We start from the raw sequence: 26,488 nt of genomic DNA on the forward strand, positions 1-26,488 counted from the left end.
CGGTGGGTGTTGGATGTGCGCCCCGGGCCCCCGGGCGCAGTCCGTGAATCGAACTTAGGCGCGTCGTCATTTGCTTGTCACCCGCAAGTTCTCGCAGGATGCTCACCGGTTTCTCACTGAATGCGGAAACAGGACTCGCGTCTTATGACCAATGCCTTGCTGCGCTGGTTCGACCGCGCGCCGATCGTCGATGAAGTGGATCGGCGCAACGCGCGCGTGATCCAGATTCTGCTGCTGTTTCTGGCCATCACCATTCCGGCGGTTACGGCGGTGGCATTGACGCTGGCGTGGCCGCAGTTGCAAGGGCGCGCGCCGCCTCCAGGCCTGGTGGTATCGCTGACCATGAGCCTGCTGATCGCCGTGTGCGCGGCGATCGGGCTGTCGCACGTGCGCCGTGGCGCATTGCGCAGGGGCGTGCGGTTGTTGCTGGCGTCGATGCTGTTGTCGCTGCTGGTCAATGCCGCTGTCCACGGCCTGCAGCGCCAGTTGCCGGATCAATTGGCGCAGATGCTGTTGCTGATCCTGTCGGGGTTGGTGCTCGGGCGGCGCGCGCTGTGGGTCACCTTCGCCGCCCTGCTGCTGATGCTGGGCGTGGGCGTTGCCCGCGATGCGCTGACGCAGTTTGTCCAGACCCCGGAGCGCGCCTTCTACAACGTGCCGTCGGTGCTTTTCAGTTATCTGCTGGTGACGTTGCTACTGGACCGCACCACCGAAGCGCTGCGCGAAAGCCTGCGCGAATCCAACGCGCGCGGGCACCGCCTGCAGCAGGAAATGCTTGCACGCGAACGCGCGCAGACGCAGCTGATCCATGCGCAGAAACGCGAAATCATCGAACGCATGGCCAGTGGCCTGGCGCATGACTTCAACAATATCCTGGCGGTGATCATCGGGTTTGCCGGCGCACGCCACGACGACGAGGCCGGTAGCGACGCCGAGCGCGCCACGCACCTGGAAGCCCATCTTGCAGCGGTGGAGGAATCGGCACGGCGTGGCACGGCGATTACCCGCCGGCTGCTGCGCTTCAGTCGCAGCGAGGCCGAACATGCCGAATGCTTCGACGCGGCCGCCGCCGTGGATGTCCTGCAACCCATGCTGCGGCAATTGCTGGAAGCGCGCATCGTGCTGCGCTGCGCATTGCCCGCACAGCCGGCGCCGATCCTGTTCGAGCGTAGCCAGTTCGAACTGATGCTGCTCAATCTCGCCTCCAACAGCCGCGATGCCATCGCCGATGGCGGCCATTTCGATATCGCCGTGCGCTGCGAAGACGGCTGGACGGTGATCGAGGTGTGCGACGACGGCCATGGCATGCCGGCCGATGTGGTCGCGCGGGTCTTCGAGCCGTTCTACAGCACCAAACCTGCCGACAGCGGCACCGGCCTGGGGCTGGCGGTGGTGCACGACCTGGTGGTCCGCGCCGGTGGCCGTATCCAGGTGCACAGCGACATTGGCGCGGGCACCCGCATCCGCATCGTCTTGCCGCGCGCCGACGCAGTTGCCGCTCGGGGCGGCTGACAACGCACCTGCGCCGCCGACAGGCGGGCGCGTGCCACCCGCAGACGTCTGGCCCTGAGCGCGCTGTCCGCACTCATCTGACGACCGCTCGCGACGTCGGGTTGGCCGCGCTTAGCCCGGCCGGGTCGAAGATGTAGCCTTCGCCATGCACCGACGCCAATGGCAAGGCGGCGCCGCACCGGCGTTGCACCTTGGCGCGCAGACGGTGCACGATCGAATCGAGCCGGTGCGCGTCGAAGTCGTGCACGTGATCGGTCAACGCAGCGATCAGCGACTCGCGCGCCACCAGCAAGCCGGGTTGTTCCAGCAGACGCCGGCACAGCCGCCGTTCGCTGGCGGTCAGCGCGGCGGTGGCCCCCGACGGAGCGAGCAGGCACCAGCCATCGGCGTTCAGTTGCCAGTGGCTGCGTGCCGCGTCGCCGGCCGGGCTGCCCAGGCGGCGCGCCAGGCTGTGCAGCGTCGCCGCCAGCAGGTCGATTTCCACCGGTTTGGTGAGGTAGGCATCCGCGCCGCCGGTCAGGCCGCGGATGCGGTCTTCGGTCTGGTCCAGGCTGGTCAACATGACGATGCCGAGTGCGGACTGCTGCTGGCGCAATGCGCGCGCCACCGTGAAGCCGTCGGTATCGGGCAGGCCGACATCGAGCACGACGATATCGGTCTGCGCGGTCTGCAACCATGCCTGCAGTTCGGCGCCAGTGCCGCAGCCGTGCGTGTCAAAACCGAAACGACGCAGCCCGGGAATCAGGATGCGCTCGCGCAGCATCGGGTCGTCCTCGAGGACAAGCACGCGCAAGGCAGCGGCAGCAGGGTCGGCGTTCATGCGCCCATGCAGTGTAGCCGCAGACGGTCATGGCGCGTTACGAAGTGCAGACGTGGGCGGTGCCACACTGATGGTTTCCTGCAGAGGCGACGTCGCAATGGCCCCACGCATCGAAGACTACGCAATGCTCGGCAATTGCCACAGCGCAGCGCTGGTAGACCCGCACGGATCGATCGACTGGCTGTGTCTGCCGCGCTTCGATTCGGACGCGGTGTTCGCGTCGCTGCTGGGCGATGAGCAGCATGGTCGGTGGGCGTTGGCGCCTAGCGTCGAGTTCCGCAGCGAACGCGCCTACCAGGACGACAGCCTGGTGCTGTGCACGCGCCTGATCGCAGACGCCGGGACGGTGGAACTGGTCGATTTCATGGTGGCCGGTAAGGATGGCGATGGCCACCAGCATCTGGTGCGGATCGTGCGTTGCGTGCAGGGGCAGGTGCCGATGCATATGCGGCTGACGTTCCGCTTCAACTACGGCCGCACGGTGCCGTGGGTGACCGGCATCGACGGCGGCATCCGTGCCATCGCCGGCCCGGACCAACTGGCGTTGCGCACGCCGCAGGCCCTGCATGGCAAGCACCTGGGCACCGAAACCGACTTCACGCTGGGCGAGGGCGACAGCACCTGGTTCGTGCTCAGTCACGGCTTGTCGCACGAACCCACACCGGCGGCGATCGATGCCGAGCAGGCGCTGCAACGCACCACCGCGTTCTGGCACGGCTGGGCACGCCGCTGCACCGATGTCGGCCCGTGGACCGAGCAGGTGCGCCGCTCGCTGGTGGTGCTCAAAGGCCTAAGTTACCTGCCCACCGGCGGCATTGTCGCCGCGCCCACCGCGTCGTTGCCCGAGCATCTGGGCGGCACCCGCAACTGGGATTACCGCTACTGCTGGCTGCGCGATTCGGTCTTTACGTTGATTGCCTTGTTGCAGGCCGGCTATCACGACGAAGCGACTGCGTTCCGCGATTGGGTACAACGCGCCATCGCCGGCTCGCCGGACCAGTTGCAGGCGCTGTACGGCATTGCCGGCGAGCGCCGCCTGCAGGAGTGGCAAGCCGACTGGTTACCCGGCTACGAAAACTCCGGCCCGGTGCGTATCGGCAATGCCGCAGTGGATCAGTTCCAGCTCGACGTGTATGGCGAGTTGATCGGCGCGTTCCATTACGCACGCGAAAAAGGCGTGGCGCCATCGGCCGATGACGATGGCTCGTCCGCATCGTTGCTGGAAAAGATCCTGGACACGCTCGAAACGCTCTGGCGCATGCCCGACGAAGGCATCTGGGAAATCCGCGACGAACGCCGCCATTTTGTGCATTCCAAGGTCATGGCATGGCTGGCGTTCGATTGCGGCGCACGTGACGGCATCACCAACGCCGATCCGGCCAAGCGCGCGCATTGGGGCCGCATTGCCGAGGAAATCCATGCCGAAGTGCTGGAAAAGGGCGTGCACCCGCAGGGGCACTTCGTGCAGAGCTATGGCTCCGATCGCCTGGACGCTTCGCTGCTGCTGATCCCGATCGTCGGCTTTCTGCCCGCAGACGACCCGCGTATTGCCGCCACCGCCGATGCGATCGCCCGCGATCTGACCATCGACGGCTTGGTCGAGCGCTATCGCGCCGACGACAGCGCCGATGGCCTGCCGGCCGGCGAGGGCACCTTTTTGGCCTGCAGTTTCTGGTTGGTGGAAAACTATGCATTGATCGGGCGCACCGAGCAGGCGCGTGTGTTGCTGGAGCGCCTGCTCGGGCTCTGCAACGATGTGGGCCTGCTCGCCGAAGAATACGACCCGCGCAGCAAGCGCATGCTCGGTAACTTCCCGCAAGGGTATTCCCACGTGGCCCTGGTCAATGCGGCATTGCGCCTGCACGGACGTATGGGCGAAAAGGAAACGCATCCATGAACGAACAAGCGACAACGCCGCCGTGCATCATCGTGGTCTTCGGGGCACGCGGCGACCTGACCAAACGGCTGGTGATGCCGGCGCTGTACAACCTGCGTCGCTCCGGCGCACTGGGCGAACACTTCGCCATCGTCGGCATAGACCATGGCGACATCAGCGAGCGCGCGTGGCGCACGAACATGGGGCGGTCGATGACCGAGCTGCTCAGCAGCCGCGACGCTGAATTCCAGACCGATCAGTTCGATACCGACACCTGGGACTGGCTGCGCGAGCGCATGCATTACCTGCGCGGCGACTTCACCGACCTGGGCGCCTACCAGGCGTTGAACGGTGCGCTGGAAAAACTGCACAAACGCTACGGCACCCAGGGCAACGTGTTGTTCTATCTGGCCACCGCCCCGCGCTTTTTCGAGCCGGCCCTGCTCAACCTGGGCGAAGCCGGCCTGGTCAAGCAGCGCGAGGGCCAGGGTTGGCGTCGGGTGATCGTGGAAAAACCCTTTGGCCACGATCTGCCGAGCGCCAAGCATCTCAATGCCACCGTCGCCAAGGTGTTGCACGAGGATCAGGTGTTCCGCATCGACCACTTCCTCGGCAAGGAAACCGTGCAGAACATCCTGGCGTTCCGTTTCGCCAACGGCCTGTTCGAGCCGGTGTGGAATCGTGACCGTATCGATCATGTGCAGATCACCGCCGCCGAAACCATCGGTGTGGAAGGCCGTGGACGTTTCTACGACCCCACCGGCTGTCTGCGCGACATGGTGCCCAATCACCTGTTCCAGTTGCTGGCGATGATTGCGATGGAACCGCCGGCTGCATTCACCACCGAAGCGATGCACCGTCGGCGCGCCGAAGTGATCGAGGCGGTGCGCCCGATCAAGCCCGAAGACGTGGTGCGTGGGCAATATGCCTCCGGCGCTGTGAGTCGTAGTGCAGTGCCGGGCTATCGAGAAGAGGACACCGTGCCGGAAGATTCGGAAACCGAAACCTATGTGGCGATGAAACTGCAGGTCGACACCTGGCGCTGGGCCGGCGTGCCGTTCTACCTGCGCACCGGCAAGCGCTTGCGCGAACGCACCACCGAAATCGCGATCCGCTTCAAGCCCGCGCCGCTGGCGCCGTTCCGCAGCACCGAAGTGGGCGGCTATGGCCCCGACTGGCTGGTGCTGCATATTCAACCCGACGAAGGCATTTCGCTGCAGTTCGACGTCAAGCGCCCGGGCGCGCAGGTCGCGCTGGCACCGGTACGCATGGACTTCCGTTACCGCGACTGGTTCCCCAAGGAATACACGGTGGGCTACGAACGTCTGCTGCAGGACTGCATGAATGGCGAGTCCGGGCTGTTCCAGGATGCGGCCATGGTGGAAGGCGCCTGGCGCATCGTGCAACCGATTCTGGATGCCTGGAAACAACCGCCCAGCGACTTTCCCAATTATGCCGCCGGCAGCGCCGGCCCCTCGGCCGCCGATGCCTTGCTGGCCATGAATGGCGGACACGCCTGGCGCGCACTCACGCCCGGCCGTAGACCGCCGCCGCGCCGTGCACCGGAGGCGCGCAGCAGCGCGGCAACGCCGGTCAAGAAAGCCACCAGGAAAACGGCGAAGAAGGCGACCAAGCCGGCGTCCAAACGTACTGCCGCAGCGGCGGTGAAACCTGCGCAGGCATCAACCGCTTCTGCCAGCAAGGTCGCAAGGAGCGCCGTCGTCAAGCCGGCGGCAAAGACAGTGACCAGGGCGGCTGCGAAAACGGCTGGCAAATCAGCAGCGAAAAAGTCGGTCGGCAAGAACGCAACTGCGCGCAAGTCACGCAGCTGATCCATCACGCGCCAGTCGTCGTACGACGGCTGGCGCGTGTGCACTGCATGCGGTCAGAACGACGCAGACGTTGGCGCCAACGCAGCGGCTCAGCGCTCCCGCGTCACCTGCTCCGGCTCCGCCTCCACCTTGACGTCGGCCTCGAACAGATTCATCAGGTCCGCACGCGCGTCGCGCGAGGTCTGGATCACCTTGGCTTCGTCGTCGTAGACCAGGTGCTGGCGTTGCAATAGCTCTTCGTCGTGCTGGCGGAAGCGTTTGACGTGATCCTGCGCCACCGCTTCGCCCAGTCCGAGCGAGGTCAGCACGCGTTCGCTCAGTTCCAGGCTGGAGGCGAACACCTCGCGGAACGGTTCGGCGCCCAGGTCCATCAGTTTCCAGGCGTGCTGGCGATTACGTGCACGTGCCAGCACCGTGGCCTGCGGGTACAGGCGGCGGATCAGCCGTACGGCCTTGATGTTGGTTTCCGGGTCGTCCACCGCGATCACGAACACCTTGATGCGGTCGGCGCCGGCAGCGCGCAGCAGTTCCGGGCGGGTGGGGTCGCCGTAGTACAGCTGGCTGCCGAAGCGGCGCAAGTCTTCTACGGTGTCCGGGTTGTGTTCCAGCGCCACGAACGGCACATGCCGCGCGGTGAGCAGGCGCGCGACGACCTGGCCGAAGCGGCCCATGCCGGCGACCAGCACCTTGGGCGTCTGTGCATCGATGGTGTCGAACGGGCGGTCGGACTTGGGCACCCGCTGCCGTAGCGGTCCGTTGAGGATGCGCTGCATGCCCAGCAGCAACAGCGGCGTCAGCGCCATCGACACGCCGACAATGGCGACCAAGCGGTCGTGATTGGCGCGCTCCAGCAAGCCGACCCGATCGGCCTCGTTGAACACCACGAATGCAAATTCGCCGCCCAGCCACAACACGCTGCCCAGCATCAGGCTGCTGCGCAACGGCAGCTTGGCCACGCTGCCAATGGCGACCAGCAGCGAGAACTTCACCACCAGCAGAATCGCCACGCCGGCGGCGATCACCCAGGGTTCGGCCACCACCCGGTTCAGATCGATACCCATGCCCACCGAGATGAAGAACAGGCCCAGCAGCAGGCCTTCGAACGGTTCGATCTGCGATTCGAGCTCGTGGCGGAATTCCGAATCGGCCAGCAGCACGCCGGCCAAGAACGCGCCCAGGCTGGCGCTCAATCCGGCCTCCTGCATGATCCAGGCGGTGCCCAGCACCACCAGCAAGGCGCTGGCGGTGAACACTTCCGGCATGCGCGTGCGCGCGACCACGTTGAACAGATGGCGCAGCACAAAGCGCCCGCACAGGATCACCAGCGCCAATGCCGTGACCGCCTTGGCCACGTCCTGCCATTCCAGCGTGGCGTTCTTGCTGCCGCCCAGCAGCGGAATGGCCGCCAGCAACGGGATTGCGATCAGGTCCTGGAACAACAGGATGGCAAATGCCAGGCGTCCGTAGTCGGTGCCCAGTGCCTTGCGTTCGGCCAGCAACTGCAGGCCCACGGCGGTGGACGACAACGCCAGCGCCACGCCGATAATCAGCGCGCTCTTCCAGCCCAGATTGCCGACCATCAGCAAGCCGCCCAGGATCGCCGTGGTGACCACCACTTGGGTGGCGCCGGCGCCGAACACCGAGTGGCGCATCACCTTCAAGCGGGTCGGCGACAGCTCCAGGCCGATCACGAACAGCAGCATCACCACACCGATCTCGGCCGCGCCGCTGATGCGCTCGGCATCCTGCACCACGCCCACGCCATCGGGGCCGAGCACCACGCCGGCAACCAGATAGGCCAACACCGCACCCAGGCCAAAGCGCTTGAACACCGGCACCGCGACGATGGCCGCCAGCATCAGCACCAGAGCCAGTTCCAGACCGCCGCTATGCATGAGCACTCTCCCGTGAGGCCCGCATTATGCCGCGCGAGGTCGCCGGCCGGTTCGCATCCAGATACCGCATGCGGCGGTAGCACACCGGGCACGCAGCCCGGCCCGCTGCACGCCCGGTGTGGGTCTGTACCTGCGAACACCCACGCAACGCGTGCGCTGCCGTCGTGCGTTGAATACGCTCGGATCGGGCGATTACCGGCTTTTGAGCAGGAAGCGGCGATCCAGCGGCTGCAGCGGGCGGGCATTGAACGGATAGACGCGTTCGAATGCATTGATCTGCGCTTCCGACACCTGCACCGGATGATCGAGGACCACCCAGTCCACCGTTTCGCTGCACGGTGGCGTCGTCAGCGATCCTTCGTAGCGAAAGAAATGCCGATGATCGGCGGGCAGGAAATCGCTGGCACGTATCGAGGCGTTGGCGACCAGTTGCGTCCGGTCCTTGTCCTTGGGCATGGCATCGAGCACGCGCTGGAAGGCCGGATTGGCCTTGCCGGTTTCGAAGAAGATCGCCAGCACGCCCAGCGTTCCGTCCGGGCCCTGGTGCACGATATGGGCTTCCATCGGAAAACGCCGGCCGTTCAATAAGTGCTCGCTTGGATGATGGAAATGCAGTTGCAAGACCTCGTACTGCTTTCCGCCGGTGGCCATCTTGCCGCCGTCATGCAGATCCAGCTGGATGGAATGGCCGGTGTTGCGCACCGCCAGCGGTACGGCGGTGTAATCCAGCAGCAAGCTGCCCAGATTGGCGTCGATGGCGGCCTTCAAATCGATCGGGCTGTTCTGCTGTCCGTTGCCGCACAGCGCATTTTCCTTCGCCAGCTCGGCCCAGTGTTCGGCGCCTTGCGGGCCGGTGTAGCCCCACTCGTGCCCGGTGTGCGGTGCGGTTTCGTGCGCGTCCACCGGCATGCTGGCGGGCAGCTGGGTCTGCGCCGTGGCCATCGCGCCCCAGCCAGCGGCCACGCACAGGCACAGGCACACCGGGATGATGCGACGTAACAGAAAAGACCTGGAAGAGGGCATGGGTAACTCCCGAAAGGACGCGATGGCAATGTGGATGCGATGGCCGACGCCATAGCAGAGAACGCCGCGATACCGGCAATGTGCGAAGCGGACTGTAGCAATGAACTGCGGCCGCCAGCACAGTTCTACGACGGCCGCTCGCCGCGTCCCTGGCTGTGCGCCGATGGGACGTGCCTGCACGTCAAGTGCATGCCGGCGTCGTGTACGCACCGGTTCGCCGCCCGGCGATCGCATCGATGGCGCCTGCCGCAGGCGCACCACTGCCGACGATATCGGAGGGGGATGCAGGGCGATCCGGCCTGCGCCAGCAGTGCGAAGGTCGGCATGGGCGGCGCGCGCGGGCATCGCGGTCTGCCGGATCGGCATTCGGGAGGCCCACTTAAACGGGCGTCCTGCAGGGCATTGACCAAGCCAGCTCAGGCGCGCAGACTGCGCCGCGCCGCCGCCCGAACCATCGGTCGGTACGCACTTTCGGAGCCCTTACCTCATGTCCAGCGACAGTCACCCTAGACCCGGGTCGATGACCCAGCTGATGCGCGCCTGAGGCTTCAGGTTCGCCGGCTGTCATCGACGACGGTCGTCATCAGGCGAACCACCATGTACGACGAACCCCTGCGCCTTGCCCAAGGCGTCGATGCCTTGATCGCACCCCTGGCCGACCGCAACACGGCCGATGCGGTGGAATACCTCAACACCCTCGACCGCGACGATGCCGCACATGTGCTGGCCGCGCTGCCGCAACCGCGCGCGGTGAAATTGCTCGAACAACCCGAGCTGCACGACGCCAGCGCCCTGGTCGCGCAACTGCCGGCCGAGCAGGCCGCGTCGTTGCTCGGGCAGATGGCCGACGACCGCGCCACCGACATCTTCCATGGCCTGGACGCCGAGCAGCGTGCGCCGTTGCTGTGGCTGCTCAGCGCCGAGGCGCGGCTGTCGATCCAGGCGTTGATGCGCTACCCGCCCAATACCGCCGGTGCGCTGATGACCACCGAATTCGTGGCGGTGCCGGCCGACTGGACGGTGGGCCGCACCCTGCAGCACATCCGCGAGGTGGAGCGCAGCCGCGAGACGGTCTACGCGATCTATCTGCTCGACCCGCACAGCCGCGTGCTGACCCAGGTCGTCACCATGCGTCGGCTGATCACCGGCGCGCCGGAGGCACCGATCCTGGACGTGGCGCAGGTCAACCCGCCGGTCACCGTGGACCCGGCGCTGGACCAGGAAGAAGTCGCCCGTTTGATCCGTCGCCACGACTTGCTCGCCATCCCGGTGGTGGATGCGCACGGCCATGTGCTGGGCATCGTCACCGTGGACGATGTGCTGGACGCGCTGATCGCCGAATCCACCGAGGACGTGCACAAGTTCGGCGGCATGGAGGCGTTGGGCAAGCCCTACATGCAGATCGGCTTCGGGCAGATGATCAAGAAGCGTGCCGGCTGGCTGAGCGTGCTGTTTCTGGGCGAAATGCTCACTGCCAGCGCGATGCAGCACTTCGAGAACGAGTTGTCCAAGGCGGTGGTGCTGACCCTGTTCATTCCGCTGATCATGAGCTCGGGCGGCAACTCCGGTTCGCAGGCCACCTCGCTGCTGATCCGCTCGCTGGCATTACGCGAATTGCGTCTGGGCGACTGGTGGAAGGTGGCCCTGCGCGAGCTGCCGACCGGGCTCACCCTGGGCACCATCCTGGGCCTGCTGGCGATCGTGCGCATCACCATCTGGCAGACCGCCGGCATGTACGACTACGGCCCACACTGGCAGATGGTGGCGCTGACCATCGGTGCGGCGCTGATCGGCATCGTCACCTTCGGCTCCCTATCCGGCTCGATGCTGCCGTTCGTGCTGCAACGCTTCGGCTTCGACCCGGCCAGCGCCTCGGCCCCGTTCGTGGCCACGTTGGTGGATGTCACCGGCCTGGTGATTTATTTCAGCATTGCGGCGGCCATCTTGAGCGGAACGTTGTTGTAAGGTCTGCCAACACGACCGATAAGGAGATCGCGATGGGCAACAAGGCGCTGCGGTATCTACTTTGGGCGGGTGCGTTGCTGGTCGCCATGTCGCAGCCAGGATGGGCCGAACAGGCCCATCCGCCGGCCTGCGCCTATGATCGCGCCGCCATGCTGGCGCTGGATGAGAACGCCTTCGACCAGGACATGCAGGGCGGCTGGCGCGCCATCGCCGACCGCCCCGGCTGCACCCTGGTTGCCGCCGATCTGCTGCGCGAGTATCGCCTGGCGCATGCGATCACTGGCGGCATCGTGACCTGGCACGAAGGCCAGATGCGTGCAGAGGCCGGTCAAACGGCACAGGCGATCGCCTTGTTCGAAAAGTCTTACAAGCCAGCCGCCGAGGATCTCGCCGGCTGGAATCTGTATGTGGATGCGATGCTCGCGTTCCTCAAACGCGATCGCGCCAGTCTGGATGCCGCACGTGCGCAGCTTGCGTCGGTGCCCTATCCGCAGGCCAAGGACATGCCGCCGTTGCAGGATGGCTATCTGGTTTTTCCCGCCGAGAAGGGCCGGGCTGAGATGAAGATGCGCTGGCCACCAAACCTGGATGTCGTCGATGGCCTGATCAAATGCTACGACGAACCCTATTCGGTGGCTTACGGCGCCCAGCGTTGCCGCACATCGACCTCGACACTTTCGAAGTAGGCAGGCATCGACAGGTCGGGCACCGCGCTGCGCTGCGGCAGGCATGACGACGGTGCAGGCAGTGGTGCACTGACCAGCCAAACGAATCACCAGCCCGAACGGTCTTCGGAGGAAACGATCGACGATTGTCGACGGCGGTCATGCCGCGAGACGGCTGCGCCAAGTCCCTGGCCGCAGGGGACACGCGCACCCGTCGGCTGTCCGCCATCTCGCGTTCGCCAACCTTGCCGTATGCCCTCGCACGGCAGTGCGTGTACCGTAGCGCGATGGCATTGTTCTCCCCCGCACGATGAGTACCTATCACCTGCAACAGGTCTTCCGCCCCAGCACCGTGGCGGTGGTCGGCGGCAGTCCGCGTGATCGCTCGGCCGGGCGCGCGGTGGTGCGCAACCTGCGCGCGGCCGGGTTTCCGGGGCAGATCGGTTGGGTGAGCCCGCGTTACAGCGAGATCGATGGCGTGCGCACGGTGGCGCGCTTGACCGATCTGGCCTGGGTGCCAGATCTGGTGGTGATCACCGCGCCGGCGCGCATCGTGCCGCGCATCGTCTCGATTGCCGCACGGCGCGGCGTGGCCGCAGCGATCATCCTGACCGCCGGTCTCGGCAGCGGCCCCGGCTCGCCGGCCGCGCGCATGGAAGCGGCGGCGCGGGCCAAGGGCATGCGCATTCTCGGCCCGCACTGCCTGGGTGTGATCGCCCCGCATGCGCGGCTCAATGCCAGCATCGCCGCACATTGCCCGCAGGCCGGCGATCTGGCGCTGATCTCCGAATCCAGCGCCATTGCCGCGGCGCTGGTGGAGTGGGGCGTGGCGCGCTCGGTGGGGTTCTCGGCGGTGGTGTCGCTGGGCGACACGCTGGATGTGGACTTCGGCGACCTGCTCGATTACTTCGCCACCGACTACCGCACCCGCGCGATCCTGCTGTATGTCGAACGCATCGGCGATGCGCGCAAGTTCATGTCGGCCGCGCGTGCCGCCGCGCGCGCCAAACCGGTGGTGGTGGTCAAGTCCGGCCGCCAGTTCCGCATCAATCCCAATGCCGACACCCACGCGCAGGCGCTGGCCGGCTCGGATGCGGTATATGGCGCGGCATTCGCACGTGCCGGCCTGTTGCGGGTGGGCGCACTGGACGAGTTGTTCGCCGCCGCCGAAACCCTGGGCCGGCTCGGCAGTTTTCCGGGCAGGCGCCTGGCCATCCTGAGCAATGGCGGCGGGGTGGGGCAGCTGGCGGTGGACCAGCTGGTGCTGCGCGGCGGCACCCTGGCCGAGTTGTCGGCCAAGACCCTGGAGCGGTTGGATCAATCGCTGCCCGAAGGCTGGTCGCGCAGCAATCCGGTGGACATCATCGTCGACGCCGACGGGCCACGTTACGCGGCGGCGATCGAAGCGCTACTGGACGACCCGGAGAACGACGCGCTGCTGGTGGTCAATGTGCCCACTGCGTTCACCTCCTCGGCCGATGCGGCCAAGGCGCTGACCCGCGCGCTGGACCAACGCGACCGCTATCAGCGCGAAAAGCCGGTATTCGCGGTATGGCTGGGCCAGGACGATCAGGCGATCGCCGCGCTCAATGCCGCGCGCGTGCCGACCTATGCGACCGAATCGGACGCGGTGCGCGGCTTCACTCACCTGGTGCGCTACCGCGAGGCGCAGGCGGCGTTGATGGAGACCCCGCCCAGCCTGCCGGAAGATTTCGTGGTGGATGCCGGCATCGCGCGCGCGGTGGTCGATGAGGCCTTGGCCGCCGGCCGGCGCTGGCTGGACCCGGTCGCCACCAACCGCCTGCTGGCCGCCTACGGCATCCCGATCGTGCCGCTGCAGGTGGCCGCCACCGCCAACGAGGCGGCGTTGCTGGCCGACCCGCTGCTGGCCGTCGGCCGCACGGTGACCTTGAAGGTGCTGTCCAGCGACATCGCGCACAAGTCCGATGTGGATGGCGTGCGCCTGAACCTGTCCAGCGTGGCGGCGGTGCGCGAGGCGGCGGACGGCATCCTGGCGCGTGCGCGCGCCGCACACCCCAACGCCGTCATCGAGGGCGTGATCGTGCAGCCCACCGTGCTGCGGCCCAAGGCGCGCGAACTGATCGCCGGCATTGCCGACGACCCGGTGTTCGGCCCGGCGATCGTGTTCGGCCGCGGCGGCACCGCGGTGGAAGTCATCAACGACCGCGAACTGGCCTTGCCGCCGCTGGACCTGCGCCTGGCCCATGAATTGATCGGTCGCACGCGCGTCTCGCGCATCCTCAAGGCTTACCGCGATGTGCCGGCGGCCGACGAGCGCGCGGTGGCGCTGGTGCTGGTCAAGCTGGCGCAGCTGGCCGCCGACATCCCCGAAATCACCGAGCTGGATATCAACCCGCTGCTGGCCGACCGCGATGGCGTGATCGCGCTGGACGCGCGCGTGGCGGTGGCGCCGGCGCGCAAGCTGCACAAGGGACGCGGCCATCCGCGCTTTGCGATCTTCCCGTATCCGAAGGAATGGGAGCGCCAGATCGGCCTGGGCGATGGCACGCATGTGCTGGTGCGCCCGGTGCGCCCGGAAGACGACGCGCTGTTCCGCGCGTTCTTCGCGCGGGTCACCGACGAAGATCTGCGGCTACGGTTCTTCCAGTCGGTCAAGCATTTCAGCCACGAATTCATCGCCCGGCTGACCCAGCTCGATTACGCGCGCTCGATCGCGCTGGTGGCCATCGACCCCAAGAGCGGCGACATGCTCGGCGCGGTGCGCCTGCATGCCGATGCCGACTACGAGGGCGGCGAGTACGGCATCCTGATCCGCTCCGACCTCAAGGGCCACGGCATCGGCTGGCAGCTGATGCGCATCATGATCGAGTACGCGCGCTGGCTGGGCCTGAAGCAGATCGAAGGCCAGGTGCTGCGCGAGAACCGCACCATGCTGGCGATGTGCCAGAGCCTGGGCTTCGGGGTACGCCCGGATCCGGACGATGCGACCCTGATGGCGGTGACACTCCCTATAATGGGCGAGCCGCGCCCGGCCTGACGTTACGTCACGCCACGGTTCCCCCATCCTCCACCGCACGCCGGATCTGCCGGGCCTTGCCCTGGCCCGTTGCTCCGGCTGTCGTCTCGGCCCGCCTGGGAGTGTCAATGTTTCGCGATTTCAGAATGTCGTTCTTGGTTACAGCGATCTGCCTCGGCGTCGCCGCCTGGTGGGGCCACACCACCTCGATGGGCCTGTGGCAGGCGTTGTGGCTGTGTCTGGTGCTGAGCGTGCTGGAAGTGTCGTTGTCGTTCGACAATGCGGTGGTCAACGCCGGTGTGCTCAAGCACATGAACGCGTTCTGGCAGAAGTTGTTCCTCACCGTGGGCATCCTGATCGCGGTGTTCGGCATGCGCCTGGTGTTCCCGATCGTGATCGTGTCGGTGGCCACCGGCATGGGCCTGGTGCCGGTGATGCAGATGGCGCTCAAGGAGCCGGACCGTTACAGCCAGGTATTGACCGACCACTATCCGTCGATCGCCGCCTTCGGCGGCATGTTCCTGTTGCTGGTGTTCCTCAACTTCCTGTTCGACCAGGAGCGCAAGCTGCACTGGCTCGGCCCGGTGGAACGGCTGGTCGGCAAGCTGGGCAAGGCCGATGCGATGTCGGTGATCGTGGCGGTGACGGTGCTGCTGGGCACCAAGGTGTTCCTGCCCAATGAGATCTTCCAGAGCGTGCTGTTCGCCGGCCTGGGCGGCATCCTGCTGTATCTGCTGGTCGGCAGCGTGGACGCCCTGTTCGAGGCCGAAGAGAGCGAAGACGGCATGGGCCCGGCCAAGCGTTCGGGCATTGCCGCCTTCCTCTACCTGGAAGTGCTGGATGCCTCGTTCTCGTTCGACGGGGTGATCGGCGCGTTCGCGATCACCCGCGATGTGGTCATCATCATGCTGGGCCTGGCGATCGGCGCGATGTTCGTGCGTTCGATGACGGTCTACCTGGTGCACAAGGGCACGCTGGACGAGTTCGTGTTCCTGGAGCACGGCGCGCATTACGCCATCGGCGTGCTGGCGATCATCATGCTGGTCGGTACCGTCTACCACGTGCCGGAGGTGCTGACCGGCCTGATCGGGGTGGCCTTCATCGCCGCCTCGGTGTGGTCGTCGATCCGCTACCGCAAGCGCCACCACGTCGGCCCGACCGAGATCTGATGGCGCGCATTGGCGGGCGCCGCTGATCTGAGACTTGGCTGCAAGGCCCTTGCCCGCCCACCCTCGCGGGACACGCCGCAAGTACGTCCCTGTAGGCTCTTACGCGGCATCCATGCCGCGTAAGGTCCCGCGACGGCGGGCGGACAAGGACCAGTCGAGATGGCCGGTGTGCGCGGTTTTCAACAAAACAACCGGCAACTGTCTGGTGCGGTGTCTTCGACGCTTTGAGTTTGCTGCAAGGCCCTTGCCCGCCCACCCTCGCGGGACACGCCGCAAGTACGTCCTTGTAGGCGCTTACGCGGCATCCATGCCGCGTAAGGTCCCGCGACGGTGAGCGGGCAAGGACCAGTAGAGTTGATCGGTGCGCTTGGTTTTCAACAAAGCAGCCAGCAAACTTTCTGGTGCGGTGTCCTCGCCGCTTGCGGGACCGTGTGGCGGCATGGATGCCGCCACCGAGCCCCCACGGACGGGTTCACGGCGTGTCCCGCGAGCGGCGAGGGCACCGCGCCCTCGACCGCAACGCCCAATAGAGGAACGGGGCTTCCCACCTGGATTCGGCAGTGGCGAGTTCCTCCCGTTGCTGGGCGTGCCGCCTGACATCGCTCCGTCGCCGACCGATCGCCCGGGCCGGTGCCAGCTTGTAAGCGCTCTCCGCTGGTGAAGTCTATTGGCGCGTGCTGCGGGCATGGCGCCCGCGGCAGTCACGGCCGACTGTGACCGGCTTCAGCATCGATGCGTGTCGCAGCTAACCCAACCGGACCCAACCAGTCAGCAAAAACGCTCGCCCGGCCCTTGACTGCGCACGCGGATTGGGCAGTTCGCGGTGGTGAATCGACCGTTCGTCAGATGGCGCTTTGCACCACAAGGGTTTACGGGCTTTCCCCACATTATGTGTTGACCCCTCGCGGGTACCCCACTATCTTGGGGGAGTCGGTGGTTGGCTGCCCCAAGCAGCTGGACCTGAAAGAGCACGATCTGCGTTAGGTACGCGGTCGATCAGCCTCCTCGCCGCAACCGCATTCGGTTTCATCCAGCCATCCAGGGCAACGCCGTGGAGCGGACTGCGTGGGCCGATGGGGTTGCGGTTGTTTCGCCACCGACCACCGCGCGACAGCACACCGCGCGGTGGCGGCCGTGGAATCTCCGGTGAGGAGATGGCTGGTGATGGCGATGCCGCCGCAGACCGTGGGTCTTGCGTGCTGGTCGTCCCGCACCGTCATCGCTGTCCAGGGAGTCCGGATCCGGTCGCAGCCCGTCCCCAGCGGGTTCGTGTGCCTACGCATGGAGGACGCATGACCACCAACGACACCCTTGCCGCGATCGCCGCCGGCACCGCAGCACCCAACAGCGTTTCCGCCAGCGTTCCAGCCAGCGTCAGCGCGCCCGGTTGCGGCGCGCCGGAATTGACCGACCCGTCGGACATCGTGCCGCCTCCCCGCCAAGCCATTGCAATGCACGCACAGACCATCGAAGAACAAGCCGTCGCCACCTGGATCACCAAGGAAGCCGGCAACCGCAAGATCCCGTTCGAGCCGCAGCGCCTGGAGCGCGCCATCGACCAGATCCATGCCGAATTCCCGCAGCTGGACGTGGCCGACTACAAGCGTTCGGTGTTCGGCTTCGTCGATCGCAAGGACAGCGTCAACGCCGACGACCTGGTGGACCACCTGATCCGCGAGGCCGAGGCCCGCGTCGATCTGACCACCCCGGAGTGGGAGCACTTCGCTGCGCGTCTGTACCTGCGCCGCCTGTACAAGCGCGCCAGCCGTAACCGCTTCTACGACGCCAGCCAGAAGTACGGCTCGTTCGTCGGCTTGCAGGAGAGCCTGGCCGACCGCAATGTCTATTCCAACGACATCCTGCGTCGCTATTCCAAGGACGAGCTGATCGAAGCCGGCAAGATGATCGCGCCCGAGCGCGACAACTTGTTCGCCTACAACGGCCTGTACCTGCTGGCCACCCGTTACCTGGCCACCGACAACTCGCGCGGCGTGTTCGAGCTGCCGCAGGAGCGTTGGCTGACCATTGCGCTGTATCTGATGCAGGACGAGATCGGCAACGGCAAGGGCAGCCGCGAGCGCCGCATGCAGCTGGTGGGCGAGGCCTACTGGGCGCTGTCCAACCTGTACATGACCGTGGCAACGCCGACGCTGGCCAATGCCGGCAAGGTCGGCGGCCAGCTGTCGAGCTGCTTCATCGACACCGTCGACGACAGCCTGCAAGGCATCTACGACTCCAACACCGACGTGGCGCGCGTGTCCAAGCACGGCGGCGGCGTGGGCGCGTATCTGGGCTATGTGCGTTCGTCGGGTTCGGCGATCCGTGGCGTGTCCAATTCCTCCGGCGGCGTGGTGCCGTGGATCAAGCAGCTCAACAACACCGCGGTGTCGGTGGATCAGCTGGGCCAGCGCAAGGGCGCCATCGCGGTCTATCTGGACATCTTCCACCGCGACATCGAGTCGTTCCTGGATCTGCGCCTGAACAATGGCGACCAGCGCCTGCGCGCGCACGACGTGTTCACCTCGGTGTGCATCCCCGACCTGTTCATGGAAGCGGTCGAGCGTCGCGGCGACTGGTACCTGTTCGATCCGCACGAAGTGAAGCGGATCAAGGGCTGGTACCTGCAGGATTTCTACGACGAGAAGAAGGGCGACGCCAACAGCAGCTTCCGTCGCAAGTACGAGGAAGTCGTCGCCGACGAGCGCATCACGCGCAAGACCGTCAAGGCGATCGAAATCTTCAAGCGCATCATGGTCAGCCAGCTGGAAACCGGCAACCCGTTCATGTTCTATCGCGATGAAGTCAATCGCAAGAATCCGAACAAGCACGAGGGCATGGTCTATTCGTCCAACCTGTGCACCGAGATCCTGCAGAACATGAGCCCGACGCGGATGATGCAGGAGATCATCAGCGGCAATCAGATCGTCACCACCAAGAAGGCGGGCGACTTCGTCGTGTGCAACCTGTCCTCGATCAACCTGGGCCGCGCGATCATCGCGCAGGACGACCAGGCCGATCTGCTGGGCGCCGACGTGCTGGAACGGTTGATCCCGATCCAGGTGCGCATGCTCGACAACGTGATCGATCTGAATCAGCTGCCGGTGCCGCAGGCCACCATCACCAACCAGAAGTACCGCGCCATCGGTCTGGGCACCTTCGGTTGGCATCACTTGCTGGCGCAGAAGTCCATCCATTGGAATGCCAAGGAAGCCGAGGATTACAGCGACGAGCTGTACGAGCGCATCAACTATCTGACCGTCCAGGCGAGCATGGAGCTGGCCAAGGAAAAGGGCACCTACAGCGTGTTCCGCGGCAGCGACTGGCACACCGGCGAGTACTTCCGTGCGCGCGACTACAACAGCCCGCAGTGGCTGGAGCTGTCGGCGCAGGTGGCCGTCAACGGCGTGCGCAATGCCTGGATGCTGGCGGTTGCGCCGAACATGAGCACCGCACAGATCGCCGGCTCTACCGCCTCGATCGACCCGATCTATAGCGCGTTCTACTACGAAGAGAAGAAGGACTTCCGTCGTCCGGTCGCCGCGCCCGGCCTGTCGCTGGAAACCTGGCCGTACTACGAAAAGGGCGCCTACAAGGTCGACCAGTTCGCCAGCGTGCGCCAGAACGCGCGTCGCCAGCGCCACGTCGACCAGTCGATCAGCTTCAACTTCTACGTGCCCAGCACCATCCGTGCGAGCACGTTGCTGGATCTGCACATGACCGCCTGGCGCGAAGGCTTGAAGACCACGTACTACGTGCGTTCCAACGATATCGACATCAGCGAATGCGAGTGGTGCAGTAGCTAAAGCGCATTCGCGCTTTCGCTTCCACGGTTCGCGTTGCGAACCGTGGACCCTGCTTCATCAGCCCCCACACCCCGCGCCTTTGGCGCGCCCCCTGACTCAGGGGGCTTTCCTCCAGAACGATTGCTGCCGTCGTCCCTGCTGCACGCGCGCGCGACGCCTGAAAGACGAGTAAAGACCCATGTCCGCAACACCGCTTGAACGCATCAAGATCCTGGAGCCGCGTCACCCGAACCGCTCCACCGCCATCATCAATGGCGAAACTTCCGGCATCCTCAACTGGAACGACATCCCGTACCCGTCCTTCTATCGGGCCTACAAGGAGCTGTCGACCAACTTCTGGATCCCCGACGAAGTGGACATGAAGGGCGATGCGCGCCAGTACAACGAGCTGTCGGCGCGCGAAAAGAACGCCTACGATTCGATCATCGGCTTGCTGGCCACGCTGGATTCGCCGCAGACGCGCTTCATCTACAACGTTGCCGAATACATCACCGACCCGGCCGCGCATGCCAATGCCGCGATCATCGGCCAGCAGGAAGTGATCCATAACGAGAGCTACAGCTATGTGCTGGCCTCGATCACCGGCCTGGCCGACCAGAACCGCGTGTTCGAAATCGCGCGCATGCACCCGACCATCATCAAGCGCAATGCGCCGATCATGGGCGCCTACGAAGACTTCATGCGCGACAAGACGGCCGAAACGCTGATCCGCGCGCTGATCCAGTCCTCGATCCTGGAAGGCATCAACTTCTATTCCGGCTTTGCGTATTTCTACAATCTGGTCCGCCAGAACCGCATGACCGGCACCGGCAAGATCATCAGCTTCATCAACCGCGACGAGCTGGCGCATTCGAAGTTCATCAGCGAGTTGATTCGCGCCATCATCGGCGAAAACCAGCAGCTGCAGGGCGACCAGCTCACCGACTACGTGCACAAGGCCTTCGAGCACGCGATCGACCTGGAAACGGTTTGGACGGCCGAAGTGCTGGACGGCATCGACGGCATCGACGTGGACGAGATGATCCGCTACGTGAAGTACCGCGCCAACAAGATGGCCGGCATGCTCGGCATCGAGAAGCTGTACGAAGGCGCCAACGACAACGTAATGCCGTGGATCAAGGCCTACGCCGACAACTTCACCGAGACCAAGACCGACTTCTTCGAGATGCGGAATGCCTCGTACAAGAAGACCAATTCGGATAACGGCTTCGACGATCTGTGAGTAATCGGGAATAGGGAATCGGGAATGGCAAAAGCAGACAACACCGCGCTCTTCCGATTCCCCATTCTCCACTCCCAATTCCCCGCCCCATGAACATCCTGCTGGCCCTGGCATCGTTGAGCGGCAATACCCGCGATGTGGCGCGCAGTGTCGCGCTGCACTGTGAGGCGGCCGGGCACACGGTGACCTGGCTGGAGACGGATGTGCAGCGGCTGGAGCAGGTGCCGCATGCGCCGGGACAGTACGATCTTTTTCTGTTTGGCAGCTGGACCGACAACGGCGGGCGTACGCCGTCGGAGATGAAACGCTTCATCGTCGAGTTGGTCGAAACGCTGGGCAAGCCACCGCAGGTGGCCGTGTTCGGCACCGGCGAAACGCAGTGGGGCGAGGACTATTTTTGCGGTGCGGTGCATCGCATCGCACAGTTCTTCGCCAGCCCGTTTCCGCGCTTGACCATCGAACAGATGCCCCACGGCCAGCGCGACGCGCAGGCCATCGCCGCCTGGACCGACGAGGTTCTGGCCCAATGCAAACACGATCCCCATGATGCACACCATTACCGTCACGTCGCCTGAGCACTACACCCAGACCCTGGCCGCGCATCCGCGCGCGCTGGTGGATTTCTACAAGGACAACTGCCCCGGTTGCCGCATGCTCGACATGTCGCTGGACAAGTTCGCCAACAGCGATGCGGCCGACGGTGTGGCCTTGTTGAAGGTCAAGCTGGAAGTGGTGGGCGAGGACTTCTTCCGCGACCTCGGCCTGCGGCAGACGCCGACCTTGGCGTTGTTCAAGGACGGCGCCGAAGTGACGCGCCTGCCCGGTTTCCAGTCGCCGGCGCAGGTCGAAGCGGCGGTTCGTAGCGGGCTGTGAGCATGCTGGCCGTCCATTGCGGTAGCGCAGGCGCCCGGCGATGAACGCGACCGTCACCATCGTCGCCTGGAGCTTCCTGCTGGCGGGGCTGGGCATGTTGGTCGGTGCCGCGCTGCTACCCGACCAGGCGCGCTGGATCCTGTTGCTGTTGGGCCTGGTATTCGGCGGTACCGGCGCTGGCCTGCTGGGCTATCGGGTGTGGCATGCGCGCCGTGCCGCCTGGCTACGCCAGCACGGCACGGTGGTGGAGGCGACCTTCGTCGAGGTCGAGCTCAACCCCTCCCTGCAGGTCAACGGCCAGCATCCGTTTCGCATTCTTGCCCAGCGCCACGATCGCACCCATAACACACTAGCCGAGTATCGCAGCGACAATCTGTGGGTGGATCCGCAGCCGTTCCTGGTCGAAGGACAACGGCTGCGCGTGTTCGTCGATCCGCAGCGTCCCACGCGCTACCACATGGACCTGAGTTTCCTGCCGACGCTGCAACGCTGATTGCCCCTTCCTCGACGGTCCCGCCCCATGACCAGCACCACCACCGTTGCACCGACCGAGGCCCGCATGGCCGAGATCGTGTTTCCCAACCACACCAATCACATGGGCACGCTGTTCGGCGGCCAGGCGCTGGCGTGGATGGACAAGGCCGCGTTTCTGGCGGCATCGCGTTATGCGCGGCGCACGGTGGTGACCGCGCGCTCGGACCAAGTGGATTTCAAGCTGCCGATCCGTCAGGGCCAGATGGTCGAGACCATCGCGCGGGTGGTGTCGGTCGGGCGCAGCTCGATCAAGGTGGAGGTGGAGCTGATCGCCGAGGATCTGCTCAGTGGCGCGCGGGAGTTGTGCACGCGCGGTACCTTCGTGATGATCGCGCTGGATGCCGACGGCAAGCCGACCTCGGTGCCGCCGCTGCCAGCCGTCGCCGGCTGACTGCGCTTATTCCTCGACCTCGCGGTCTTCGCGCTTGGTCTCGGCCATCGCTTCGGGTTCCAGCTCTTCGGCGCTGCGATTGAGTTTGACGAACACGCCCCAGGCGATCAGCAGCAGCGCCGCGCACAGGCCAACCGCTGCGGCGTACGGCAGCTTCGCCGGGTCGTCGTGCATCAGCTCGAAGATCGACACCAGCGTTTCGATCGCCAGCGCAATCACGATCACCACGAAAAAGCGCGATAGATAGCGCCGCACGCGGGTGGGTCCGCTGACCTTGACGTCGCGCAGGATCTCTTCTTCGAAGATGGTCTGGCCCAGTTCCAGCGTCACCAATGCCACGGTCAGCAGGCCGATGGCTTCCAGCACCACGTTGAAACGGTCGCGCACCACCATGTCGCCGCCGGGCGTAAACCCGTGCCACAGCTCCAACCCAGCCATCGCCACCAGGCCCGCCGCGCACAGCACGAAAAACGCCAGGATCACCAGGTGACCGGCACGGAACAGGTGGCTGAGCAGTTTCATCAGGGGGCAACACGGGCGATGGGACGCAGAGCATCGTGTGCGCCACGTCGTTGCCGCGCGAAGGCAAGGGAATGATGAGCGTGGCGCACTGCAGGTCTGTGCGCGGTGCGGATAAGGGGAATGCGGTCGCGTCAGGCCTGCGTGCGGCCATGTCTGGTTGCTGCAGGCTCTGTCATGCGCCTTGGAAAGTGGGTAGGGCTGTGCGCTGAGTAACCTGGCTAGCCCAATCCCCTCATCCGGCGCTGCGCGCCACCTTCTCCCGCTCGCGGGAGAAGGGAGTAGTGCGATGTGCCTTGTTTCCTAGGCGCTGTAGCCATGCATCCAGCGATACAGTCGATGCAGTCGATGCAGTGGAGCTACCCGTTCCCTTCCCACGCATGCGGGGGAAGGTGCCCGAAGGGCGGATGAGGGGCGCCATCGCGTCACGCCTTCAGCCGCTGCACGTCCTCTGCCCGCATTAGGCCTGACGCAGCACCTGATACGCCTGCAGATGCACGTGCGCCGCCATCAACAACGGCGCATTGCGCCCGGTTTCGCGCACGCGCTTGAGCATGTCGCCGACGATCTGCGCTGCTTCCACATCCTGCCCGGCCTCCAGGTCGCGCAGCATCGAGGCCTTCAACGGTGAGTCCAGCTGCAACAGCGTCTGCAACGCCTTGGCGCGCGCGGCTTCGGGAATCGACTGCCCGGCCGCGTCGGCGGCCCACAGGCATTCGTTGTACAAGCCGTTGATCACTGCACGCCCGTCGTCGGTGGCAACGATCGCCCCGACCGGCGCGCGCATCAGGCAGGTGGCCGCCGCCAGCGCGGTGAGGAAGCTGTACTTGATCCACTGCTCCTGCACGATCTGTTCGCTGGCCACATGGTCGATGCCGGCCTGCACGCAGGACGCAGCAAGCGCCTGCACACGGGCCGATGTGGCGCTGCCATCGCGCTCGCCGAAGGTCATCGCCGCCGGCTTGCCCAGGTGCAGGATCTCGCCGTGTTCGCCCTTGGTGGCGCTGATGAAGCACAGCCCACCCAGCACGCGCGCCGCGCCGAAACGTTCGTCCAGCGCCGCGTAATGGCGCAGGCCGTTGAGGATCGGCAGCACCGTGGTGTGCTCGCCCACCGCCGGCGCAATCGCCTCGATCGCGCTGTCCAGGTCGTAGGCCTTGCAGCTGAGGATCACCAGGTCGAACGGCCGCTGCGCCACCAGCGCCGGCAGGTCCTGCGCGGTGACATGCGCCACCGCGAGCTGTGCATCGCCCAGCGGGCTGCGGATGCGCAAGCCATCGGCCTGCAGCTGCGCAGCGCGCGCAGCGCGCACCAGAAAGGTGACATCGACACCGGCCTGGGCCAGGCGCCCGCCGAAATAGCCGCCGGTGCCACCGGCGCCAAGAATGAGCATGCGCATGAAATCGTCTGTCCTGAAGGGGGGGTACTGAAAGGGAGCGGACAGCCAAGCGTGTCCAATTCCCTTCCCCCGCCTGCGGGGGAAGGTGCCCGAAGGGCGGATGGGGGAAGGAGCGTCCGCTACGAACCCGCTTTCCCGCTAGAGCCCGCGCCCGGCGTTCGCATCAGCTACGCAGCCCGACACCGCGCCGCAGCAGCCACAGCGCCAATGCGCTGAGGACCGCGACAAAGCCCAGCATCAGCGCGTAGGCCACCCAGATCGGCACGTCCGAGCTGCCGAGCAGGCCATAGCGGAACGCGTTGACCATGTAGAAGATCGGGTTGGCATGCGTGGCCGCCTCGGCCCAGCCGGGCAGCAACTTCACCGAGTAGAACACGCCGCCCAGATAGGTCAGCGGGGTCAGGATGAAGGTCGGCACGATCGCCACGTCGTCGAACTTCTTGGCGTACACCGCGTTGACGAAGCCGGCCAGCGAAAAGATGATCGCGCCCAGCAACACGGTGGTCAGCGTGACCAGCGGATGCGGGATGCGCACCGGGGTGAAGAACATCGCGATGACCAGCACCAACGCGCCGACCATCACCCCGCGCAGCACCGCGCCGGCCACATAGCCCCACAGGATCACCCAGTTGGGCATCGGGCTGACCAGCAGTTCTTCCACATGGCGGCCGAACTTGGCGCCGAAGAAGCTGGAGGAAATGTTGCCGTAGCTGTTCTGGATCACGCTCATCATCACCAGGCCCGGCACGATGAACTGCATGTACGTGTAGCCGCCCATGTCGCCCACGCGCGAACCGATCAGCCCGCCGAAGATCAAAAAGTACAGCGTCATGGTGATGGCCGGCGGCACCAGGGTCTGGCCCCAGATGCGCAGGATGCGCTGCACTTCGCGGCGCACGATGGTGCCCAGCGCAATCCAGTTGCGGCGCGCGTTGGTGGGTTCGGTCACGGTGCGGATCTCGTTCATGGCTGGCCTCCGCTGCGCGGCTGCGCTGGCGGTGTGCCATTCGGGGCAACAGGCGTGGGTGCGGTGGCGGCTGCATCGGCAGGTACCGGCGCGTCACCGGTCAGGCGCACGAACAGCTCTTCCAGCCGGTTGCTCTTGGTGCGCATCGAGCGGACCCGGATGCCGGCGCCGCCCAGCGTGGCGAACACGCGATTGAGATCCATCGCGCGCGGCATGTCCAGATCCAGCGTGTGGCCGTCGATGGCGGTGAGCGTGGTGCCTTCGATCACCGGCAACTCGGCCGGCAGGTCGCCGTCGATATCGAACAGGAAACCTTCCACGTCGAGCTTGGCCAGCAATTCGCGCATCGGGCCCTGGGTGACGATCTGGCCGTGGTTGATGATGGCCAGGTTGCGGCACAGGTGCTCGGCCTCTTCCAGGTAATGCGTGGTGAGGATGATGGTGGTGCCGGCGGCGTTGATCTCCTTGAGCACGCGCCACATGTCGCGGCGGATCTCGATGTCCACGCCGGCGGTGGGTTCGTCCAGGATCAGCAGGCGCGGCTGGGTCATCATCGCGCGGGCGATCATCAGCCGGCGCTTCATGCCGCCGGACAGCGTGCGGCTCATCACCTGGGCCTTTTCCCACAGGTGCGCGCGGCGCAGCTCCGCTTCGGCCAGGCGCTCGGCCTCGGCGCGCGGCATGCCGTAGAAACCGGCGTAGTTGACCAGGATGTCGAAGGGCTTCTCGAACAGGTTGAAGTTGACCTCCTGCGGCACCAGGCCGATCAGCCGCATCGCATCGCTGCGGTGGCGGACCAGGTCGGTGCCGAACACTTCCACCTGGCCGGCAGACAGGTTCACCAGCGAGCTGATGATGCCGATCAGGGTGGACTTGCCGGCGCCATTGGGGCCGAGCAGGGCGAAGAAATCGCCCGGCGCCACGTCCAGCGAGACGCCTTTGAGCGCCTGGGTGCCGTTGTCGTAGGTCTTGCGCAGATCGCACACGCGCAGCGCGGGTGCTGCGGTCAGGGAGGGGGCAGTCAA

20 protein-coding genes and 1 pseudogene are annotated in these 26,488 nt (G+C 65.6%); 14 read left to right on the forward strand and 7 right to left on the reverse strand.

The features are described from left to right. Window positions 1-144 precede the first annotated feature (144 nt). Complete coding sequence (locus GGR61_RS06420; RefSeq protein ID WP_184620837.1) at window positions 145-1,512, forward strand: HAMP domain-containing sensor histidine kinase; 1,368 nt, start codon at window positions 145-147, stop codon at window positions 1,510-1,512. Window positions 1,513-1,585: 73 nt separating this feature from the next. Here the strand turns inward: GGR61_RS06420 and GGR61_RS06425 are convergent, their stop codons facing one another. Continuing rightward, on the reverse strand, window positions 1,586-2,332 hold the full coding sequence (locus tag GGR61_RS06425) for a response regulator transcription factor (protein WP_184620838.1): 747 nt from the start codon (window positions 2,330-2,332) through the stop codon (window positions 1,586-1,588). 97 nt (window positions 2,333-2,429) lie between these two features. Here GGR61_RS06425 and GGR61_RS06430 point away from each other — a divergent pair, with 97 nt between their 5' ends. Then, window positions 2,430-4,229 (forward strand): glycoside hydrolase family 15 protein, encoded by a 1,800-nt coding sequence (locus tag GGR61_RS06430; RefSeq protein WP_184620839.1) that lies wholly within the window; start codon window positions 2,430-2,432, stop codon window positions 4,227-4,229. Further along, window positions 4,226-6,040 (forward strand): glucose-6-phosphate dehydrogenase, encoded by a 1,815-nt coding sequence (zwf, locus tag GGR61_RS06435; protein WP_184620840.1) that lies wholly within the window; start codon window positions 4,226-4,228, stop codon window positions 6,038-6,040. The genes GGR61_RS06430 and zwf overlap by 4 nt, the downstream gene beginning before the upstream one ends. A gap of 89 nt (window positions 6,041-6,129) precedes the next feature. Here zwf and GGR61_RS06440 read toward each other — a convergent pair whose 3' ends face one another. Then, window positions 6,130-7,935, reverse strand: coding sequence for a monovalent cation:proton antiporter-2 (CPA2) family protein (locus GGR61_RS06440; protein WP_184620841.1), 1,806 nt, complete (start codon window positions 7,933-7,935; stop codon window positions 6,130-6,132). A gap of 192 nt (window positions 7,936-8,127) precedes the next feature. Next, window positions 8,128-8,958, reverse strand: coding sequence for a carbonic anhydrase family protein (locus GGR61_RS06445; protein ID WP_184406461.1), 831 nt, complete (start codon window positions 8,956-8,958; stop codon window positions 8,128-8,130). 597 nt (window positions 8,959-9,555) lie between these two features. Here GGR61_RS06445 and mgtE point away from each other — a divergent pair. The 11 genes and pseudogenes from mgtE to GGR61_RS06495 all read left to right on the forward strand — a co-directional run bounded on the left by mgtE (window position 9,556) and on the right by GGR61_RS06495 (window position 22,578). Next, the gene (gene mgtE / locus GGR61_RS06450; RefSeq protein ID WP_184620842.1) at window positions 9,556-10,923 is read left to right on the forward strand and encodes a magnesium transporter; all 1,368 of its coding nucleotides are present in this window, start codon (window positions 9,556-9,558) and stop codon (window positions 10,921-10,923) included. A 32-nt stretch (window positions 10,924-10,955) separates the two neighbouring features. Further along, the gene (locus GGR61_RS06455; protein ID WP_184620843.1) at window positions 10,956-11,609 is read left to right on the forward strand and encodes a hypothetical protein; all 654 of its coding nucleotides are present in this window, start codon (window positions 10,956-10,958) and stop codon (window positions 11,607-11,609) included. Window positions 11,610-11,898: 289 nt separating this feature from the next. Next, window positions 11,899-14,607: a bifunctional acetate--CoA ligase family protein/GNAT family N-acetyltransferase gene (locus GGR61_RS06460; protein ID WP_184620844.1), complete on the forward strand. Its 2,709-nt coding sequence runs from the start codon at window positions 11,899-11,901 to the stop codon at window positions 14,605-14,607. Between the two features lie 107 nt (window positions 14,608-14,714). After that, window positions 14,715-15,755 carry a DUF475 domain-containing protein gene (locus GGR61_RS06465; protein WP_184620845.1) on the forward strand — a complete coding sequence of 347 codons (1,041 nt, stop codon included), beginning with the start codon at window positions 14,715-14,717 and terminating at the stop codon, window positions 15,753-15,755. 308 nt (window positions 15,756-16,063) lie between these two features. After that, window positions 16,064-16,285, forward strand: a pseudogene (locus tag GGR61_RS21355) (hypothetical protein); the annotation flags it as partial. A gap of 762 nt (window positions 16,286-17,047) precedes the next feature. Then, the gene (locus tag GGR61_RS06470; protein WP_184620846.1) at window positions 17,048-19,558 is read left to right on the forward strand and encodes a ribonucleoside-diphosphate reductase subunit alpha; all 2,511 of its coding nucleotides are present in this window, start codon (window positions 17,048-17,050) and stop codon (window positions 19,556-19,558) included. A 178-nt stretch (window positions 19,559-19,736) separates the two neighbouring features. Continuing rightward, complete coding sequence (locus GGR61_RS06475; RefSeq protein ID WP_184620847.1) at window positions 19,737-20,780, forward strand: ribonucleotide-diphosphate reductase subunit beta; 1,044 nt, start codon at window positions 19,737-19,739, stop codon at window positions 20,778-20,780. An 89-nt stretch (window positions 20,781-20,869) separates the two neighbouring features. After that, complete coding sequence (locus tag GGR61_RS06480; RefSeq protein WP_184406445.1) at window positions 20,870-21,355, forward strand: flavodoxin; 486 nt, start codon at window positions 20,870-20,872, stop codon at window positions 21,353-21,355. After that, on the forward strand, window positions 21,327-21,653 hold the full coding sequence (locus GGR61_RS06485; RefSeq protein WP_184620848.1) for a thioredoxin family protein: 327 nt from the start codon (window positions 21,327-21,329) through the stop codon (window positions 21,651-21,653). The genes GGR61_RS06480 and GGR61_RS06485 overlap by 29 nt, the downstream gene beginning before the upstream one ends. A 40-nt stretch (window positions 21,654-21,693) precedes the next feature. Then, a complete protein-coding gene (locus GGR61_RS06490; RefSeq protein WP_184406443.1) occupies window positions 21,694-22,146 on the forward strand; it encodes a DUF3592 domain-containing protein in 453 nt (150 codons plus the stop codon). A 27-nt stretch (window positions 22,147-22,173) separates the two neighbouring features. Continuing rightward, window positions 22,174-22,578 (forward strand): acyl-CoA thioesterase, encoded by a 405-nt coding sequence (locus GGR61_RS06495; protein WP_184406442.1) that lies wholly within the window; start codon window positions 22,174-22,176, stop codon window positions 22,576-22,578. A gap of 6 nt (window positions 22,579-22,584) precedes the next feature. On the opposite strand, the gene GGR61_RS06500 is transcribed toward GGR61_RS06495, so the two are convergent. The 4 genes from GGR61_RS06500 to GGR61_RS06515 form a co-directional block, all read right to left on the reverse strand. Continuing rightward, complete coding sequence (locus GGR61_RS06500; RefSeq protein ID WP_184406441.1) at window positions 22,585-23,100, reverse strand: hypothetical protein; 516 nt, start codon at window positions 23,098-23,100, stop codon at window positions 22,585-22,587. Window positions 23,101-23,557: 457 nt separating this feature from the next. Beyond that, window positions 23,558-24,496: a 2-dehydropantoate 2-reductase gene (panE, locus tag GGR61_RS06505; protein WP_184406440.1), complete on the reverse strand. Its 939-nt coding sequence runs from the start codon at window positions 24,494-24,496 to the stop codon at window positions 23,558-23,560. Window positions 24,497-24,659: 163 nt separating this feature from the next. Beyond that, window positions 24,660-25,463 (reverse strand): ABC transporter permease, encoded by an 804-nt coding sequence (locus GGR61_RS06510; protein ID WP_184406439.1) that lies wholly within the window; start codon window positions 25,461-25,463, stop codon window positions 24,660-24,662. Then, entirely contained in the window at window positions 25,460-26,488 is a 1,029-nt protein-coding gene (locus GGR61_RS06515) for an ABC transporter ATP-binding protein (RefSeq protein WP_184620849.1), read from the reverse strand. The genes GGR61_RS06510 and GGR61_RS06515 overlap by 4 nt, the downstream gene beginning before the upstream one ends.

Source organism: Xanthomonas sp. 3058 (genome assembly GCF_014199765.1).
In the GTDB taxonomy this organism is placed as follows: Bacteria; Pseudomonadota; Gammaproteobacteria; order Xanthomonadales; family Xanthomonadaceae; genus Xanthomonas; species Xanthomonas campestris_B.

Bases quoted from the DNA above. Each gene is read 5' to 3' on its own strand.
- GGR61_RS06420 (WP_184620837.1), top strand. From the start codon at position 145: ATGACCAATGCCTTGCTGCGCTGGTTCGACCGCGCGCCGATCGTCGAT.
- GGR61_RS06425 (WP_184620838.1), bottom strand. From the start codon at position 2,332: ATGAACGCCGACCCTGCTGCCGCTGCCTTGCGCGTGCTTGTCCTCGAG.
- GGR61_RS06430 (WP_184620839.1), top strand. From the start codon at position 2,430: ATGGCCCCACGCATCGAAGACTACGCAATGCTCGGCAATTGCCACAGC.
- zwf (WP_184620840.1), top strand. From the start codon at position 4,226: ATGAACGAACAAGCGACAACGCCGCCGTGCATCATCGTGGTCTTCGGG.
- GGR61_RS06440 (WP_184620841.1), bottom strand. From the start codon at position 7,935: ATGCATAGCGGCGGTCTGGAACTGGCTCTGGTGCTGATGCTGGCGGCC.
- GGR61_RS06445 (WP_184406461.1), bottom strand. From the start codon at position 8,958: ATGCCCTCTTCCAGGTCTTTTCTGTTACGTCGCATCATCCCGGTGTGC.
- mgtE (WP_184620842.1), top strand. From the start codon at position 9,556: ATGTACGACGAACCCCTGCGCCTTGCCCAAGGCGTCGATGCCTTGATC.
- GGR61_RS06455 (WP_184620843.1), top strand. From the start codon at position 10,956: ATGGGCAACAAGGCGCTGCGGTATCTACTTTGGGCGGGTGCGTTGCTG.
- GGR61_RS06460 (WP_184620844.1), top strand. From the start codon at position 11,899: ATGAGTACCTATCACCTGCAACAGGTCTTCCGCCCCAGCACCGTGGCG.
- GGR61_RS06465 (WP_184620845.1), top strand. From the start codon at position 14,715: ATGTTTCGCGATTTCAGAATGTCGTTCTTGGTTACAGCGATCTGCCTC.
- GGR61_RS06470 (WP_184620846.1), top strand. From the start codon at position 17,048: ATGACCACCAACGACACCCTTGCCGCGATCGCCGCCGGCACCGCAGCA.
- GGR61_RS06475 (WP_184620847.1), top strand. From the start codon at position 19,737: ATGTCCGCAACACCGCTTGAACGCATCAAGATCCTGGAGCCGCGTCAC.
- GGR61_RS06480 (WP_184406445.1), top strand. From the start codon at position 20,870: ATGAACATCCTGCTGGCCCTGGCATCGTTGAGCGGCAATACCCGCGAT.
- GGR61_RS06485 (WP_184620848.1), top strand. From the start codon at position 21,327: ATGCACACCATTACCGTCACGTCGCCTGAGCACTACACCCAGACCCTG.
- GGR61_RS06490 (WP_184406443.1), top strand. From the start codon at position 21,694: ATGAACGCGACCGTCACCATCGTCGCCTGGAGCTTCCTGCTGGCGGGG.
- GGR61_RS06495 (WP_184406442.1), top strand. From the start codon at position 22,174: ATGACCAGCACCACCACCGTTGCACCGACCGAGGCCCGCATGGCCGAG.
- GGR61_RS06500 (WP_184406441.1), bottom strand. From the start codon at position 23,100: ATGAAACTGCTCAGCCACCTGTTCCGTGCCGGTCACCTGGTGATCCTG.
- panE (WP_184406440.1), bottom strand. From the start codon at position 24,496: ATGCGCATGCTCATTCTTGGCGCCGGTGGCACCGGCGGCTATTTCGGC.
- GGR61_RS06510 (WP_184406439.1), bottom strand. From the start codon at position 25,463: ATGAACGAGATCCGCACCGTGACCGAACCCACCAACGCGCGCCGCAAC.